The organism is uncultured Thalassospira sp., assembly GCF_963976115.1.
In the GTDB taxonomy this organism is placed as follows: Bacteria; Pseudomonadota; Alphaproteobacteria; order Rhodospirillales; family Thalassospiraceae; genus Thalassospira.
Map to the genome: position 1 here is coordinate 41,476 of NZ_CAXBJJ010000020.1, position 16,717 is coordinate 58,192.

Consider the following 16,717-nt stretch of genomic DNA (forward strand, 5'->3'; position numbering starts at 1 on the left):
TCCAGATCCTTACCACCGGCAAAATCCCCGCCCTGCAATGCCAAACCGCCTCGCAAAACGGCGGTCGCCTGCATCCTGGAACTTTGCCCGATCTGGTGGCCCTGTATACCGGCCTTTTTCACCAAACGCAAAATGCCTGCACCGCCGCCCCAAAACCGGCCCGGAAAATTACGCTGGACACAGGCGTAAAATTGTTATGTTATATCATAACAATTGACCCAAGGCATTTTCTGCCGTCATTCCTGTTTCGCATTATCCAGGGCGCCCCATGTCCAATCCCACTGCTTTTATCACGTCATTTCTGGCGCGATCGGCCCTTTATCGTCTTGTTCTGGTTTTACTATTGTTGATTGCCATATGGTCGGCGATTTTCTGGTCAGTATCGCTGCCATGAAACCAGCGCCGATTAATCTGCACAATATCAGCATCGGCTATGACGGTGATGCGATTATCCGCAATCTTTCGGGCTGTTTTGCGCCTGGCAGCCTGACCGCGATTGCCGGTGAAAATGGCCGGGGCAAGTCAACCCTGGTCAAGGGGCTGGTCGGTGAACTGCCGCTGGCAGCGGGGCATATCGATACCAGCGGCATGACCAGCGCGCACATTGCCTATCTGGCGCAAACATCCACACTGGAACGATCCTTTCCCTTTACCGTTGCCGATACCGTGATTTTAGGGGCATGGGCGCAAATGGGCGCATTCAGGGCCGTTAACCGCAAAATTGCGCAAAATGCACACCAGGCGCTGTGTCAGGTTGGGCTTGAAAAACACGGCCACCACCCCATCAGCACCCTGTCAGCCGGACAGTTACAGCGTGTGCTGTTTGCAAGGCTGATCTTGCAAAATGCGGCGGTCATTATTCTTGATGAACCTTTTAATGCCATCGACATGGCAACCATCCGCGATTTAATCGACATTATTCGTGGCTGGCACAAGGACGGGCGCACCGTTATCGCCGTGCTGCACGATTTTGCCCATATCCGCACTTATTTCCCCCAAACCTTGTTGCTGCACGCAAATGGCCATGCCTGGGGGCCAACCGATAGGGTGTTGCCACCCAACCCGTATGTGCCACCCCGGCCCGGTAACATGCCCGAACATGCCGACCTGCACGATTTATCCCGGCACGCTACCCCAGCCCAAATCAGGATTATATCATGACAACGGCAATGGGGTTGATCGACCCGTTCATTCATTACGGATTTATGCGCCGCGCCCTGGTGGCAACTTTTGTATTGGGGTGCAGTGCCGGTCCGGTTGGCGTGCTGTTGTTATTACGCCGTATGACCCTGGTGGGCGACGCCATGAGCCACGCTGTCCTGCCCGGTGCCGCTACCGGGTTTCTGATTGCCGGGGGCCTGTCGCTTCCGGCGATGGGGCTGGGCGGGTTAATTGCCGGGCTGGGCGTTTCTGTGCTGTCGGGCCTTGTCAGCCGCAAAACCGTGCTGCGCGAAGATGCCAGCTTTGCCAGTTTCTATCTGACATCGCTTGCCTTTGGCGTGCTGATCGTTTCGCTTAAAGGGTCCAATATCGACCTTTTGCATGTGCTGTTTGGCACCATTCTGTCGGTCGATCAAAATGCCATCACGCTGGTGGGGCTTATCTCGTCGGTCTCGCTGATCATTTTAGCCCTGATCTATCGCCCCCTGGTCACCGAATGTTTTGATCCGGGTTTTCTGCGCGCGGTATCGGGCAAAGGGCAGCATTATCATTTGCTGTTTTTGTTTCTGGTCGTGATCAATCTTGTCGCCGGGTTTCAGACACTGGGCACGCTGATGGCTGTTGGCATGATGACATTGCCCGCCATTGTCGCCCGCCTGTGGACCCGCACCCTGCCCCGCATGATGATGACAGCCGCCTTTGTTGCCGCGCTGTCTGGTTTATCGGGGTTGCTGTTTTCATTCTACCTCGCCGTTGCTTCAGGCCCGGCCATCATTTTATCCGCCAGCATGTTTTACGGGCTGTCACTGGTCTTTGCCCCGCAGGGTATTTTTGCTGGCAAGGGCCTGCGCAAGCGCAAGGTTTCCCCCCACCCATAATCCCCCCTCACGTCGCAATACCGAAAGGAAATCCTTATGAAATACCGTCATTTGCTATGTTCAGCACTGGCATCGTCGCTGCTGGCCTTTAACGCCGGTGCCGCATCGGCCAAAACGTTAAATGTTGTCACCAGCTTTACCATTCTGGCTGATGTGGTCGAAAATGTTGGCGGCGATCATGTCAAGGTGATCAATCTGGTTGGGCCAAACGGCGACCCGCATGATTACGAACCGGCCCCGCAAGATGCCATTGCCATTCACAATGCCGATGTCACATTTTTAAGTGGCGAAGGGCTGGAAAGCTGGTTTGCCCGCATCACCAAGGCCGCGAACGGGGCCAAGCCGCCAATTATGGTTTCCAAGGGTATTCAAACCCACGAATTTGACGAAGACGGTAAAAAAGTAACCGACCCGCATGTCTGGAACAGTGTCGCCAATGTCATGGTCTGGGTGGATAATATCAAAAAGGCCCTGATCGCCGCCGACCCGCTTGATGCCGCCTATTTCAGCAAAAATGCCGCTGAATACGATCTGGTTTTGCAACAGCTTAATCAAAACATTCATAACGAGATTGACAGCACACCGGCATCGGCCCGCAAAATTCTGACCAGCCACGACGCCTTTGGCTATTACGGCCAGGCCTATCACGTCAGTTTTCTGGCCCCGCTGGGGGTTTCAACCGAAACCGAAGCTTCGGCCAAAGATGTGGCTGATCTGATTTCGCAGATCAAATCAGAAAATGTGCATATCTATTTTCTGGAAAATTCCAATGATTCCCGCCTTGTCAAACAGATTGCCCTGGCGACAGGTGCGCAGCCCGGCGGCGAACTTTACCCCGAATCCCTTTCAGGCCCCAGCGGCCCAACGCCGACCTATGTGGAAATGATGAAATATAACACCGCCCTTATGGTCAAGGCGATGAACAGCCAAACCCAATAAATCAGCCAACCAGGCCCCGAAACCGGGACAGGATTTGGCAAAAAATCTGGGCGCGGCACCTTTGGTTGGCCGCGCCCATCATATTATGTATCGCCTTGCGTGGCGCGCAGTCAGGCAACCAGAATTCTAGAAACGATAACGCAAGGTCGCCAGCATGGTCCGTTCCTGACCGACATAACAGTTCGCAAGTTTATAACACGACGCGATATATTCCTTGTCGAACAGGTTGTTGATGTTAAAGCGCATATCGGCATTTTCAACGCCCAGGTGCGACAGATCGTAATCGAACGACAGATCAACCAGGGTGTAATCGGGCACGCGCTGGGTATTGCTTTCATTCGCCCAGCTTTCGCCGACATAACGCACGCCAGTCCCCACATCAAGCCCGGCCAAAACCCCGGCATCGAAGCTGTATTTACCCCACAAGGAGGCGGTATGTTCGGGCACCTGCATCGGTGTTTTACCGTCCTTGGCATCGCCTGGCGCATCATAGCTGGCATCGGTGTAGGCGTATCCGGCTGTCATGCTGAAATGATCGGTCAGTTTTGCCCGTGCTTCGAGTTCGATCCCTTGCGATTTGATCGTACCTGCCGGGGAATAAACAAAGGTTACCGCATCGGCAATCGCGACATTTTCCTGTTCAATATGAAAAACCGACGCGGTAAGCAATAAATCACGCCCTTTGGGCTGATATTTGATTCCGGCTTCATATTGCACGCCTTCGGTTGGCGCCAGCGGATCGCCATTGGCATCAACATACAGGTTGGGGTTAAACGATTCTGAATAATTGACATAAGGCGCGATCCCGTTATCAAACAAATACAACAGCCCGGCACGGGTGGTCAGCTTGTTGCGGTCTTCACCGGTACGCTTTTCTGTTAAACGGTTCAGATTATCGGTTTCAACCCAGTCTTCGCGCGCGCCCAGTGACAAACGCCAGTTTTCATAGGCCAGTTGGTCTTGCACATACAGCCCGGTTTGATCCAGCGTTTTGGTGGCCAGCGCATAAGGCGTACCAAATGTAACATTGGCATTACCATAGGACGGGTTCCACGGGTTGATGCTTGATACCGCCGTGTACCAATAATTGGTGCGCGATCGGCGATGCTGATAATCCAGCCCGCCAATGACGGTGTGGTCCACATTTCCCGTACTGAAATTGCCTGTTAGCTGGTTATCCACGGTAAAGGCCCGCAGGCTTTCATAACCGCCATAATAGGCGCGTTTCAAATTGTTGGTGCTACCGTCCCAGCCGGTTTGATAAATCTGGTCAATATCAACATCAGAATCCAGAAACCGGAAATTCTGTTTGAATGTCAGATCGTCGCTAAAATCATGCTCGAACTGATAGCCAACCATGTTTTGCGTGCGATCAAACTTTTCCAGAGACGGTTCACCATCAAAAAAATCACGTGGAAGATACTGCCCGTTATGGGGGTAAAGTGTTCCTTCTGCGGGCACGCCATTGTGGGTACCGCCTTCGGGGTCGCGCTGAAAATACCCCATCAGGGTCAGGCGAGTATCATCGGTAAAATTCGCCGTTAACGACGGTGCGATGACATAACGTTCTTCTTTGGCATAATCAAACTGGGTATCAGATGCATCGGCCTTGCCAACCAGCCGATAGGCCAGCTTGCCACCTTCACGGATCGGGCCGGTTATATCAAAGGCAACGCCGCGCTGCTGGCGCGTACCATATGAAACCTCGACTTCGCCCTTTTGATCAAATTCGGGTTTTTTACTGCTAAGGGCGACCAATCCGCCCGGCGACGACCGGCCATATAAAACCGATGCCGGGCCTTTTACGGTATCAATCCGTTCCACAAAATACGGGTCAATCTGCATTGAGCTATAGGTCGAATCATCGCTCATGGTTTTCATGCCATCGAGATAGATATTATCGATGCTACGATCGACCAACCCGCGCAAAATAACGTAATCATAACGGTTTGATGCCCCCACCTGCCCGGTAAAGGCCCCGGGGGTATAGCGCATCGCCTGCATCACGGTTTGCGATCCCTGATCTTCGATTTCGTCCGACGTCACCACCGAAATGCTTTGCGGTGTTTCCAAAATCGGTGTGTCGGTTTTGGTGGCCGATAGCGACCGTTTGGCGACATATCCCTGCACCGGGCCGTCTGCGCGTTCAAATTCCCTGTCGGCCTCAACACGAAGCGGGTCCAGCACCGCCGCGCCATCCGCCGCACCCGCGGTTGCAAGCTTTTCAATCGTAATGGTATCGCCATTGGTCATACGCCAGCTATAGCCCGAACCTGCCAATAAGCGTTGCAACGCCTGATCACGGGTAAAACTGCCCATCACAGCGGGCGCGCGCACATTGGCAACGCCGCCACTGGGGAAAAACAGCTTCACATTGGCCTGATCGGCGAAACGGGTTAAGGCGCTGTCCATGTTCTGGGCGGGAATGCTGAAATTAATCACCGCGTCATCGGCAACCGGGCCACTTTGCGCCCATGAAGAAGTTGCCGGTATCGTCACCCCGGCCAGGGTCGCGCCCGAGATCATGGTCGTCATCAGCAGCCGACCAGCCCAGCATGTGGCAGCACGACCCGCTGCACGATTTGAAGATGCCGCAAAAAAGGCTGCGGCCTGCCGGTTGGCACGGTTGAAACCCAGCGTCATATTGTTGAACCTTTTAATCTTGGTCACCCCAATGCAAATGATTTTGATAATTGTTATCACTTGCTATTGGTCATATGACGAAACCGGCACGCCAAACTTGCAGCAAAAATTTCAGAAATTTTTGTGCGCATTCTGCCTGATGTTATTTATTACCTTTAAATCAATATATTACCGTTGCGACAGGGGTTGAAAAAACATGGGCATCAGTGGTTTCATCAATCGATTTCAACAGGTCATCCAGGTCATTCAAATCGAAAACACCACTGACTTTAAGGTCCGCCAGGTGCTGATTTGCCAAAATGATCCGGCCTTTGCGATAGCGTTGAATTTCATTGATCACCAGCGACAAGGGCTGACGATTAAAAATCAGCTTGCCGCGCAACCATGCGGTCTGGGTATCTGGCCCATCGGCGACAATGTTCGACACCTGCCCGGCCCCGTTATAGGAAACCCGTTGCCCTGCCGTCACATTCACCGGCGTTGTCGCACCTTGCCGGGTTGAAACCGCAACAATACCTTCGCGCACCCCAACACGCACCGTATCATCCGTCAATTGCACGTCATAAACGGTACCAACGGCGCGTGCCTGCCCGTTTTGTGCCAGCACGACAAAGGGCCGGGCCGGATTTTTGGCCACTTCAAACAAGGCCTCGCCCGCATCCAAATGCACTTCGCGCCGGGTGGGCGAATAGTTAACCGACAATGCCGATGCAGTATTTAAATGCACCAATGTGCCATCGGGCAACGAAACGGTGCGACGTTCGCCAATACCCGTTGCGTAATCGGCAAACATCCCGGCCACCGGGCCAACCATGCCCGGCACAATTACCCCTGCAGCCAAACAAACAAGCACAGCCAGCATTGCCACAGCGGCTCCGCCACCACGCCCCAATCGCCATGCCGATGTGCGCATTTTCACATCCCCGCTGGCGAGGAAATACGCGCCAGAGCGCTTTTTCCATGCTGGCTCAACCGATATTGCGCGGCGCGGCGCTTGACCAAAGCCCGGCGTGGCAGCGGGGATATTCTGGCGCGATGCAGGCGGCATTACGGACGAAGCGGTATCACCCAAATTGGCGGCGTTTTCATCCCGCCAATGCTGTGCCGTCCTGGTTTGGCCGATGCCATACAATAACAGGCGCGCCTCATCCATTGCCACGGCATGATCCGCCGATTGCGCCAGCCAGTGTTGATATTGCTGTTGCACATCAGCACTGACATGCCCGGACGACAAACGAACCAACCAGTCAATGGCGATATCGCTAATATCCGTGCTGTCATGGTTTTGATCGCGGTCTAGCCCGTCTGTATGCTTGGTCACCGGCGCATTCCTGTTGTTTGGCCATCCATCAGGCACAGGGAAAATCCACCCCCAGCTCTATAGACGTTCAGGCACGGCCAAACCGGCAATTCAAATGTCATTATTTTTGGTCCGCCCGCCAAAGTTCATCGCGGCACTGTTGCAAGGCGCGGGCAATATATTTGGCAACCATGCTTTCGGAAACCCCCAATTGCACCGCAATTTCAGCATGAGGCAGGCCATCAACCCGAAACATCAACAAGGCCCGACGCGGATTTTCCGGCAACCGGTCCAACGCACGATCCAGCAGGGCCAGCTGTTCGCGGCCCATCACCGTTGCCTCGGGCGACGGTTTTGGGTCGGCCACCAGGCTGGCATCCTGTGCTGTATCCGCGCCACTGGCAGTATGGCGTTTTTCATGGCGCAACCAGTCAATCGCCAGATTACCGGCAACACGGTAAATATAGGCGCGCGGATTATCAATTGGCACATCACCGGGCGGCGATGATGCCAGACGCAAATAGGTATCCTGGGCAATATCGGCAGCCCGCTGGGAATCTCCGCCCATACGGCGGGTTAAAAACCGCACCAAATGATCGTAATTTTCCTGAAAACTGCAAAGTAAAATCGACGCTGTATCGCGACGCATCTATCAGGCCCATCTTGCACATACATGCTGCACATCCCGCCGCATGGTATTACAGCTGCGTACAACGCCCCTTGCATAACAACAACTTTGCTGCCTCGCAATGAGAATAAGTATCAATATTATCAAATTGCCAATAAAAAGCAGGGCACCCCAAAAGATGCCCTGCTGATGTAATATGATGCCTCAAGAACATGTCCCACAGATACAATTTTAAATAATCGTTCTTGCATGAACCGCCGCCAACAGCCTTATCAGCCCCGCCCGCGATAGGGGGCAACACCCTGATCGGGGATCCACACCCCTGCAGGGGCCGGGCCGGTTTGATAAAACACATCAATCGGTATGCCGCCGCGCGGATACCAGTAACCGCCAATCCGCAGCCATTTGGGGGTCAATGTTTCGGCAATGCGTTTACCAATACTCACTGTGCAATCTTCGTGAAAGGCACCGTGATTGCGAAACGAGGTTAAAAACAGCTTTAATGACTTGCTTTCAACCAGCCAGCCATCGGGGATGTAATCAATCACGATATGGGCAAAATCGGGCTGGCCGGTAATCGGGCAAAGCGATGTAAATTCCGGGGCGACAAACCGCACGCAATAATCGGTTCCGGCCTGCGGGTTTTGCACTTTTTCCAGCACGGCTTCTTCGGGGCTGGCGGGCTGCTTGGTATCACCGCCCAGCATGGTCAGGTTCTGATAAATGCTTTGGTCTGACATGATATTGGTTCCTTGGCCTTAATCCGCGATCATCGGCACAGGATCAATATCCCCGCCTTCCTGGTCGGCATAAAATTGTTTGACAAAGGCATCCATCCGGCCTTCGGCGATGGCGTCGCGCATGCCGCGCATCAGGTCCTGATAATATTGCAAGTTATGCCAGGTTAACAGCATCGCCCCCAAAATTTCGTTGGCCTTGATCAGATGGTGCAAATAAGCGCGCGAATAGTGCGAACAGGCCGGGCAGGAACAGGTGTCATCTAGCGGGCGGTCATCATCGCGGTGACGGCCATTTTTAAGGTTAACCGTGCCACGGTGGGTAAAGGCCTGGGCATTACGGCCCGACCGGGTCGGCAACACACAGTCAAACTGATCAATCCCGCGCATGACAGCACCAACAAGGTCAGACGGCTTGCCAACCCCCATCAAATAACGGGGTTTGTTGGCAGGCAGCATATCAACGCAAAAATCGAGCGTATCAAACATCACCTGCTGGCCTTCGCCCACCGCAAGCCCGCCCACAGAATGACCCGGCAAATCCAGCTCGGTCAGTTTTTCCGAACTTTCGCGGCGCAGGTTTTCAAACACGCTGCCTTGCTGAATGCCATAAAGGGCATAGCCCTCGCGGTTCACAAAGGCATCGCGCGACCGTTTGGCCCAGCGCATCGACATGCGCATGCTTTCGGCCGCAACATCTTCGGTGGCGGGAAAGGGGGTGCATTCATCAAACGCCATGGTGATGGTCGATCCCAGCAAATGCTGAATTTCCATCGACCGTTCCGGGGAAAGCGAAAATTTGCGCCCGTCAATATGGCTTTTAAACGTTACGCCCTCTTCGGTAATTTTGCGCAGGCTGGACAGCGACATCACCTGATACCCGCCGCTATCGGTCAGGATCGGTTTGTCCCAGTTCATGAATTTGTGCAATCCCCCCAGGCGCGCAATGCGCTCAGCACCGGGGCGCAACATCAAATGATAGGTATTGCCCAGCAAAATCTGTGCACCGGTCGCGGCCACACTTTCGGGCATCATGCCCTTTACCGTGGCCGCCGTTCCCACCGGCATAAAGGCCGGGGTTTCAATGGTGCCATGCGCGGTGTGAATACGCCCGCGCCGCGCCTTGCCATCTTTTGCCAGCAGTTCGTAACGAAATTCGGTCATGACTTTTTCAGTGCTTCAACAGGGTGGGCGCATTCTAAAAGCGAACAGTCGCCATAGGAATAAAAACGGTATTTCTGCGCAATCGCGTGGTCATAGGCCGCCTTCATGCGCTCAAACCCGGCAAAGGCCGATACCAGCATAAACAGGGTGGATCGCGGCAAGTGGAAATTGGTCAGCAACATATCAACACCGCGAAACTTATAGCCCGGTGTAATGAAAATGCTGGTTTCATTTTCGAACGCTTCCACCACACCGTCTTCGCGCGCCGCACTTTCGAGCAGGCGCAACGATGTGGTGCCCACCGCCACAATCCGCCCGCCATTGGCGCGGGTTTGATTGATCAATGCGGCAATTTCGGGCGAAATGCTGCCCCATTCGGCATGCATTTTATGATCATTAGTATCATCGACCTTCACGGGCAAAAATGTACCTGCCCCCACATGCAACGTAATCGTCCGCCGGGCAATGCCGCGCGCATCCAGGTTTGCCAGCAATTCGGGCGTAAAATGCAGACCCGCAGTGGGGGCTGCCACGGCCCCGTCATGGCGGGCAAAAATGGTTTGATAATCGTGGCGGTCCTGGTCATCGCCCCCGGCCTCGCGCCGGATATAGGGCGGTAACGGCATCACACCATATTTTTCAAGTGCGGCAATCAGATCAGCACCCGAAACGTTAAAGCGCAGCAAAACTTCGCCGCCGTCCTTTTTGTCCATCACCTCGGCTTCAAAGGTGTCATTCACTTTGAAAATCTCGCCGATGCGCAGCTTTTTGGCCGGTTTGGCAAAGGCACGCCATTGCCCCAGCCCTTCTTGCTTGTGCAAGGTGACTTCAATTTTGGCGTCCCCGCGTTTGCCAAACAGGCGGGCGGGAATAACACGGGTATCGTTGGAAATCAGCAAATCGCCGGGGCGCAGCATATCGGGCAGTTCGCGCACAATACGATCATTCATCAGCCCACCGGTTAAATCCAGCATCCGGGCGGAATCACGCGGGTCAGCCGGATGTTCGGCAATGCAGTCGCGCGGCAGGTCAAAATCGAACAGATCGACTTTCATTGGTTTTCCATCTTGGCAAAATCAGGGCGGCTTTGCGATCAGGCACGGGCAGACTGGGCCGAAACGCCCCCGTCCCGGCGCACAGGGCGCACAACCGACATCAACAAACGGAACGGCGCCAGGCAGGTCATGGCCATGATCATTTTCGCCGAAAAATCGCCCAGCGCCCATGTATGCCACGGAAGGCCGGTGCCAACAAAGGCGATTGAAAAAAACAGGGCGGTATCAAGCATCGACCCGATGGTGGAAGACACCAATGGGGCTTTCCACCAACTGGCCTGGCGCAGGCGGTCAAATACGGTAACATCCATTAATTGCGCCACCAGAAATGCCGTGCCCGATGCCATGGCAATGCGCGCATCGGCAAACAGCAATGACAGCACAACCGCAATGGCAAAGCCCGATAACACCACAAAGCGCGCGGCACGTGCCCCGCGTGCGCGGTTGGTCAGATCGGTTACCAGAAACGCCACCGGATAGGTAAAGGCCCCAAAGGTCAGCCAATTTGCCAAAACACCGGGCAACGGATATTCGACCAGAATGTTCGACGCAACAACCGTGGCGGCCATTGCCAGAATGCCTGCAATGATGGCTTTCATCTTTTTAGAACCTTGTTGGTAAAACCCGCGCATAACAAATCTCGCGGTGCCGGTATCCGGAACGACGATGCGCAAATCGGGTCGCAAAAATAGTGCGCGCTGTTTACGCCGCGCACCGGCCCCGGTCAAGCAAAAACAAAGACCGGAACACTCAAAAGAATGTTCCGGCCTTTGCCGCAGATCGCGCATTTGCTCCGGGGAATTATAGAGAAATGCAGCGAAGCCATTCCATGCTCACAGCATCATGCCGCGGATGGTAAAGAATAACAGCGCGCCTAAAAACGCCCCGGCAGGCACGGTAACCACCCACGCGGTAGCAATCGTCAGCGCATATCGGCGACGCACCAGCAGGCGTTTATGCAATTTGCGCTCGGCCCGTTCGGCCAGGTTGGGGTCCAACTGGCGCAGGGCTTCGATATCCTGGTTTTGCGCATTAAGGTCGCCGGTTTGATCAATCAGCATCGGTGCATCATGCAGGCGGCGACGATGGCTTAGGGTTTCGCGCAGGAAACCAACCCCGAACACCGCCCCCACCGCAATATGGGTTGAACTGACCGGCAGGCCAAAGGCCGATGCCACAATCACGGTTACTGCCGCCGACAGGGCCACGGTATAGGCCCGGATCGGGTCTAGCTTGGTGATTTTGCTGCCAACGGTTTTAATCAGCTTCGGCCCAAACAGGATCAACCCGGCTGAAATACCCACAGCCCCAATCACCATCACCCAGATCGGAATGGGTGCCGATGTCACAATTTGCCCCTGATCCACACCCGATACAATCGCAGCAAGCGGGCCAATCGCGTTGGCCACATCGTTTGAGCCATGGGCAAAAGACAACAATGCCGCCGACACAATCAGCGGAATGCGAAACAGCGAGGCAATTTCCTTGCGCCGCCCGGTCATATCGCGCGATGCCCGGCAAACCGCCTTGCGCACCGGCCACAAGGTAAGCGCAAAGGCACCGATACCCACCAGAATGATGGTGAAAGTATCGGCCTTCCAAACCTTCTTAATCCCCTTCATCATCAAATACATGGTGAAAGCCGACACCATGACGCTGACCAGAAGCGGCACCCATTTGCGCGCCGCCGCCACGCGGTCGGGCACAAATAACACCCTGAATTTGATGAAGGCCAAAAACCCCGCCGCAATCAAGCCGCCCAGCACGGGCGATATCACCCAGCTTGCCGTAATGGCGCCGATATTGGACCAGTTGACAGCATGGGTGCCCACAGCGGCCATACCGGCCCCCATCACCCCGCCCACAATGGAATGGGTTGTGGATACGGGGGCACCAAGATAAGTCGCAAGGTTCAACCACAAGGCCGCAGCCAGCAGCGCTGCCATCATCACCCAGATAAACGTTTGGGCATCGGGCATCTGGGCAGGATCAATAATACCGTTTTTAATGGTACTGACCACATCGCCACCGGCCAGAATGGCCCCGGCGGCTTCGAACACAGCGGCCACAATCAACGCGCCCAGCATGCTTAACGCCCGAGACCCCACGGCGGGTCCAACATTGTTGGCAACGTCGTTGGCGCCAATGTTAAGCGCCATATAGCCACCAATGACCGCCGCTGCGATCAAAAAGCCGCTTCGTGGCAGCCCGCCCATATGAAAGGCAACAAATGCGCTGCACGCCAGCAGGAATACAAGTGACAAGCCCAGCTTTGCGCTAAGCGAGCCCGTTTCGCCAAGGCCGGCGTCCATTCTGCGCTGCCACTTCAGGTCTTTATCGAGCGCCGTCTTTTTCGCGACCATACCAACCATAACCTTTGCGGGGAATCGACGGGCGGATCATGTCGAAGCAATCGCTATTTGTTAAGGTTTTTTTACGTATTTATGAACATGTCCGTATTGCGTGTGCCCAAAAATACAAAAACGGCCCCAAAATCGGAGCCGTTTTTGCACTTTTAATCCGTATCAGGCGGAAAAATTAACGCCCAAACTGGTTGAACAGGCCTTTAAGAACATCTTTGGCAGCATCCTTTGCCTTGTCCCGGTCAGACCGGTCTTCACCGCTATCGGAATTTTTAGTTCCCAGCGCCTTGCCCAGCAGGTTTTCCAGCGTTTTAACCGCAACCTTGTCCATACGGCCACTAATGGCGGGATCATCGATTTTGCCTTTGGCATAAACACTGAACGGCGGCAGATCGGTGATTTTCTGGGAAAAATCGAAATCGGCCGTGGTATCCATAATCCATTTCGGCAAATCAAGGGTCGCATCGGCATCGGCCGTGCCCACCCGCGATGTTGCATCAACCCGTGTTGTTTTAACAATGCCATTGGTGATGCTCAGATCCGCATCAAGTGTGCGCAAAAGATCGTTATTGCCAACCCCTTCAACCACCATCGACGCGGGCCCCTGACGCAGCAACGCCCGCAGATCCAGCTTGGGATCGACCGACCGTTTATCGGCATTGCTAAACCGTATGTCTTTAAGGGCAAAAGTCGCCGTCCCGTTCAGGGCCTTGACCAGGGCGCGCGACGTTTTACCGGTCGCCGTTACCGTAAATTTGGTTCCCGCAATGCCGGTCACATCATCGTTTGCCACCCGGATCGGGAAAACCCTGGCGACATTGGCATTATCGAGCGTACCGGTCAGATCCAGCTTCGGGGTATCCTTGCGGGCATCAAAGGCGCCGGAAACCACTAGCGGGCCATCGCCGAGCTTGCCAGTCAGCTTGTCAATCGTCACCAGCCCCTGATCCATCTTTACCGACAGGTCCGGATTCACCAGCGAAAAATGATCGTAATCAAGCTGGTCCAGCGCAATAGCGATGGTGCCGTCAATTAAACGAAGGGCCGATACATCGATAACCGTATCGTCCCACGGTGTGCCATCCCGGGCATCGACACGGGTCAGCATCTCATTATCAAATGCGGGCAGGGCCGCCCGGCGCATACCGGTGCGCGGCACCTCAATCGAGGCCCGTTTGGCGGCAGGCAAAAACGGATCCACCGTCAGTTTGCCGCCTTTCAGGCTGACATCAAGTTTGGTCCGTTCACCTGTGGCATCCATTTTAACGCTACCACTGGTTTCAAACGCCCCGACAGCCAGCCTGGCAATCGTGATGGCAACGTTTTTGGCATTGCCATTAACCGTTCCTTGCAAAGCAAGGCGGCCCAAATCGCCCGATGGCTCATAGGTCGGGGCGACCAATGGCAAGGCCCGGTTCAGGCTGCCTGCCTGTGCGGTAATGTCGCCTTTAAGGCCAGGCGCATCGCCCAACAGGTCTTGCAACTGGCCTTTCAGGGCAACCTGCATCGTCGAATTTGACAGGCTGGCGTCAATATCGGGCCCGGTGATGGCACCATCAAGGGCCACATCAACCTTCATCGATTTATAATTTGCCGCCGGGGCCGGCAAGGTAATCCCTGTCAGCTTGACCAGGGGTTCCAGGTTTTTCGCCGTCACACCCAGTTTCAGATTTTGAAATTCCGGCACATCCTTTTGGCCCAAAAACGTGCCACTGCCTTGAAGCGACATGCCCGCGGCATCGGCAACAGCCAGGTTTTTCAGGGTGATGTCGCCGCCGCGCAGGCTACCTTCAACCGAAATCCCGCGAATGGAAACGCCCGACGAAATAACCTCATCGGCGCCGATGCGGTAATTAATGGCAAGGCCGTTTAACGGTGCCAGGCCATCATGGATGGTTTTCACCAGATCCTGCTTTGCCCCGCTGCCACCAGCGCCCACACTGGCCGCGCCAGATGCACCACTGCTTGCGGTGTCGTCTATGGCCGGTTTTGCCGCCGATGACGCACCGATATATTGATCAAGATTGATTTTATCGAGCTTCAACCCAATACCAAGGGCGGGAAGCCCGTTGCTATCAAGGTTGGCAACAATCGCACCGCGAACGGCGGTATCGTCCAGGCGCATATCAACATTATTGATATTTATCTGGTCGGGCGTGCCTTTTAACCCGCCAGTCAGCGAGAACCGACGCAAGCGATCGGCACGCACACCTTCAATATCGACACCCAGCCACCGCATGACAGCGCGGATATTTTCCGATGCAATTTCATAGCGCAAATCGGCACTGACTGTGGGCTTTGCCCCGGAAATAGAGCCAAAAACCTGCAAATCCGTGCCACCGGGCAACCCGGCGGAGACTTCATTTAACGTGATTTTGCTATTGGCAATACCGGCATTGATGCGCGCATTGTGGATTGGCGTCTGATTATAAATCAGCGATTCCACTTCCAGATCAATCGATCCGGTCAGGTCCGCAGGAATAAGCGGTGCCGTGCTGGCCCTGGCGGCATCGTCTTTACGACCTTGCGAGGGAATGAACTGCCCGGCTGATTTGGCGGCATCCGACATATCGGCGGCGGTTTTTGCATCGGCACTGCTTTGGGCCGCAGCATCCTTATGTCCGCCCGATGCCGTGGCCAGCGCCATGATCGCATCCAGATCCAGCTGGTTAAAACGCAAGGCAAGGTCGGCCTTCATTTTGGGTTCAGTCGCAACCGACAGCGCCCCCGACCCACGGGTTTCGCCAAACCGGACGGCAAGATCATTCACCGTTACCGCCTTGGCATTAGCCGCAAGTTTGCCCGACAGATCAAATTCCTTGGCGGCAATATCGGGAATGTCGGCATCGTCGCCCGCAATGCGCAAGGCGGCTTTACGCAAATCGTCGAACTTGCCGTTAATTTCACCATTAAAATCGGGGGCCGCGCCGGAAAGGTCAACCTGCCCGCCCACATCAATGCCGCCATCGACATCGTCAATGCCCAAACGCACCGAAACCGGGAACGGTTTGGTCTGGCTAAATTCGCCCAGGTTAAGCTTAAAGGTCATCGGGATGCCGCGATAGAAAACATAACCTTCGCCCGTAGCCGGGCCATTCAGGCTATCGGCCTCCACGCTCAGGGTCAGGCCCTCGATTTTTTCTTCGGTGCCAGGCGCACGGTAAATGATGGTGGCGTTTTCAACCGACAGGCTGTCGATGCGCACCGAACTGGCAAAAGAACTGCTGTTATTGTCGGCAGCGGATGGGGCCGCATCCTGTGCGGTGCCCGACGGGGCGGCGGGTTGATCCTGGGGATTGTTGATTGTCCCGGCTACCGGGCCGTGGCTCTGGGCATCCCTGGGGTCGAAAACCAGGTTATTGCGCCCATCGGCAAAGCTTTCGATTGACACGACAGGGTCAATCAAACGCACCTGTGTCACCTGAATATTACCGGTCAAAAGCGGCATCAGGGCGACAGAAACCTTTACCTCCTTGACGCTGACCATGTTTTTATCGGTGGCACCATTGACATTGCCCAACACGGCATCTTCCACCGACAAGGAAGGAAACGGCAACAGTGAAAGGGACAAATCGCCACGCAATTCAAGATTGCGCCCGGTGGCTTCGTTAACGGCTGTTGTCACCTCGGCCTTATAACTGTTCCAGTTGATCAGCGATGGAACAACCAGCAAGGCAACAATGATCACCACCACAAGGGCGCCAATTACAGCGAGTATCTTTTTCAAAGTTTCAGCTCCGCTTTCTTTCTGCGCGCGATCTGCCGGGGCGGCCCCAACAAAAATTTCCCCATAGAAACCCGTATCATACAGGCCCTGATCTGCATTGCAGCAGAAAATGGCAATCTTTT

12 protein-coding genes are annotated in these 16,717 nt (G+C 54.7%); 3 read left to right on the plus strand and 9 right to left on the minus strand.

The features are described 5' to 3' along the window. The first annotated feature begins 357 nt into the window (after positions 1-357). From AAC086_RS20735 to AAC086_RS20745, 3 genes are read left to right on the plus strand one after another with little or no spacing between them, the layout of a single operon-like run. Positions 358-1,161, plus strand: a complete 804-nt coding sequence (locus tag AAC086_RS20735; RefSeq protein WP_339781635.1) for an ATP-binding cassette domain-containing protein — start codon at positions 358-360, stop codon at positions 1,159-1,161. Continuing rightward, positions 1,158-2,039 (plus strand): metal ABC transporter permease, encoded by an 882-nt coding sequence (locus tag AAC086_RS20740; protein ID WP_339781637.1) that lies wholly within the window; start codon positions 1,158-1,160, stop codon positions 2,037-2,039. Before AAC086_RS20735 ends, AAC086_RS20740 begins: the two co-directional genes overlap by 4 nt. A gap of 36 nt (positions 2,040-2,075) precedes the next feature. Further along, positions 2,076-2,978, plus strand: a complete 903-nt coding sequence (locus AAC086_RS20745; protein ID WP_339781639.1) for a zinc ABC transporter substrate-binding protein — start codon at positions 2,076-2,078, stop codon at positions 2,976-2,978. Positions 2,979-3,104: 126 nt separating this feature from the next. Here AAC086_RS20745 and AAC086_RS20750 read toward each other — a convergent pair whose 3' ends face one another. From AAC086_RS20750 to AAC086_RS20790, 9 genes are all read right to left on the minus strand, one after another. Continuing rightward, entirely contained in the window at positions 3,105-5,621 is a 2,517-nt protein-coding gene (locus AAC086_RS20750; RefSeq protein WP_339781640.1) for a TonB-dependent siderophore receptor, read from the minus strand. 160 nt (positions 5,622-5,781) lie between these two features. Then, positions 5,782-6,942, minus strand: a complete 1,161-nt coding sequence (locus AAC086_RS20755) for a FecR family protein (RefSeq protein WP_339781641.1) — start codon at positions 6,940-6,942, stop codon at positions 5,782-5,784. Positions 6,943-7,042: 100 nt separating this feature from the next. Beyond that, positions 7,043-7,570 carry an RNA polymerase sigma factor gene (locus AAC086_RS20760; protein ID WP_339781643.1) on the minus strand — a complete coding sequence of 176 codons (528 nt, stop codon included), beginning with the start codon at positions 7,568-7,570 and terminating at the stop codon, positions 7,043-7,045. 251 nt (positions 7,571-7,821) lie between these two features. Continuing rightward, positions 7,822-8,289 (minus strand): preQ(1) synthase, encoded by a 468-nt coding sequence (gene queF / locus AAC086_RS20765; RefSeq protein WP_339781644.1) that lies wholly within the window; start codon positions 8,287-8,289, stop codon positions 7,822-7,824. Positions 8,290-8,307: 18 nt separating this feature from the next. Beyond that, positions 8,308-9,450 carry a tRNA guanosine(34) transglycosylase Tgt gene (gene tgt, locus AAC086_RS20770; protein WP_339781645.1) on the minus strand — a complete coding sequence of 381 codons (1,143 nt, stop codon included), beginning with the start codon at positions 9,448-9,450 and terminating at the stop codon, positions 8,308-8,310. After that, entirely contained in the window at positions 9,447-10,505 is a 1,059-nt protein-coding gene (gene queA, locus AAC086_RS20775; RefSeq protein WP_339781646.1) for a tRNA preQ1(34) S-adenosylmethionine ribosyltransferase-isomerase QueA, read from the minus strand. Before queA ends, tgt begins: the two co-directional genes overlap by 4 nt. A gap of 38 nt (positions 10,506-10,543) precedes the next feature. Then, positions 10,544-11,104 (minus strand): queuosine precursor transporter, encoded by a 561-nt coding sequence (locus AAC086_RS20780; protein WP_339781647.1) that lies wholly within the window; start codon positions 11,102-11,104, stop codon positions 10,544-10,546. A gap of 234 nt (positions 11,105-11,338) precedes the next feature. After that, positions 11,339-12,817 carry an inorganic phosphate transporter gene (locus AAC086_RS20785; protein ID WP_339781648.1) on the minus strand — a complete coding sequence of 493 codons (1,479 nt, stop codon included), beginning with the start codon at positions 12,815-12,817 and terminating at the stop codon, positions 11,339-11,341. Positions 12,818-13,043: 226 nt separating this feature from the next. Further along, positions 13,044-16,595: an AsmA family protein gene (locus AAC086_RS20790; protein WP_339781650.1), complete on the minus strand. Its 3,552-nt coding sequence runs from the start codon at positions 16,593-16,595 to the stop codon at positions 13,044-13,046. Positions 16,596-16,717 lie beyond the last annotated feature (122 nt).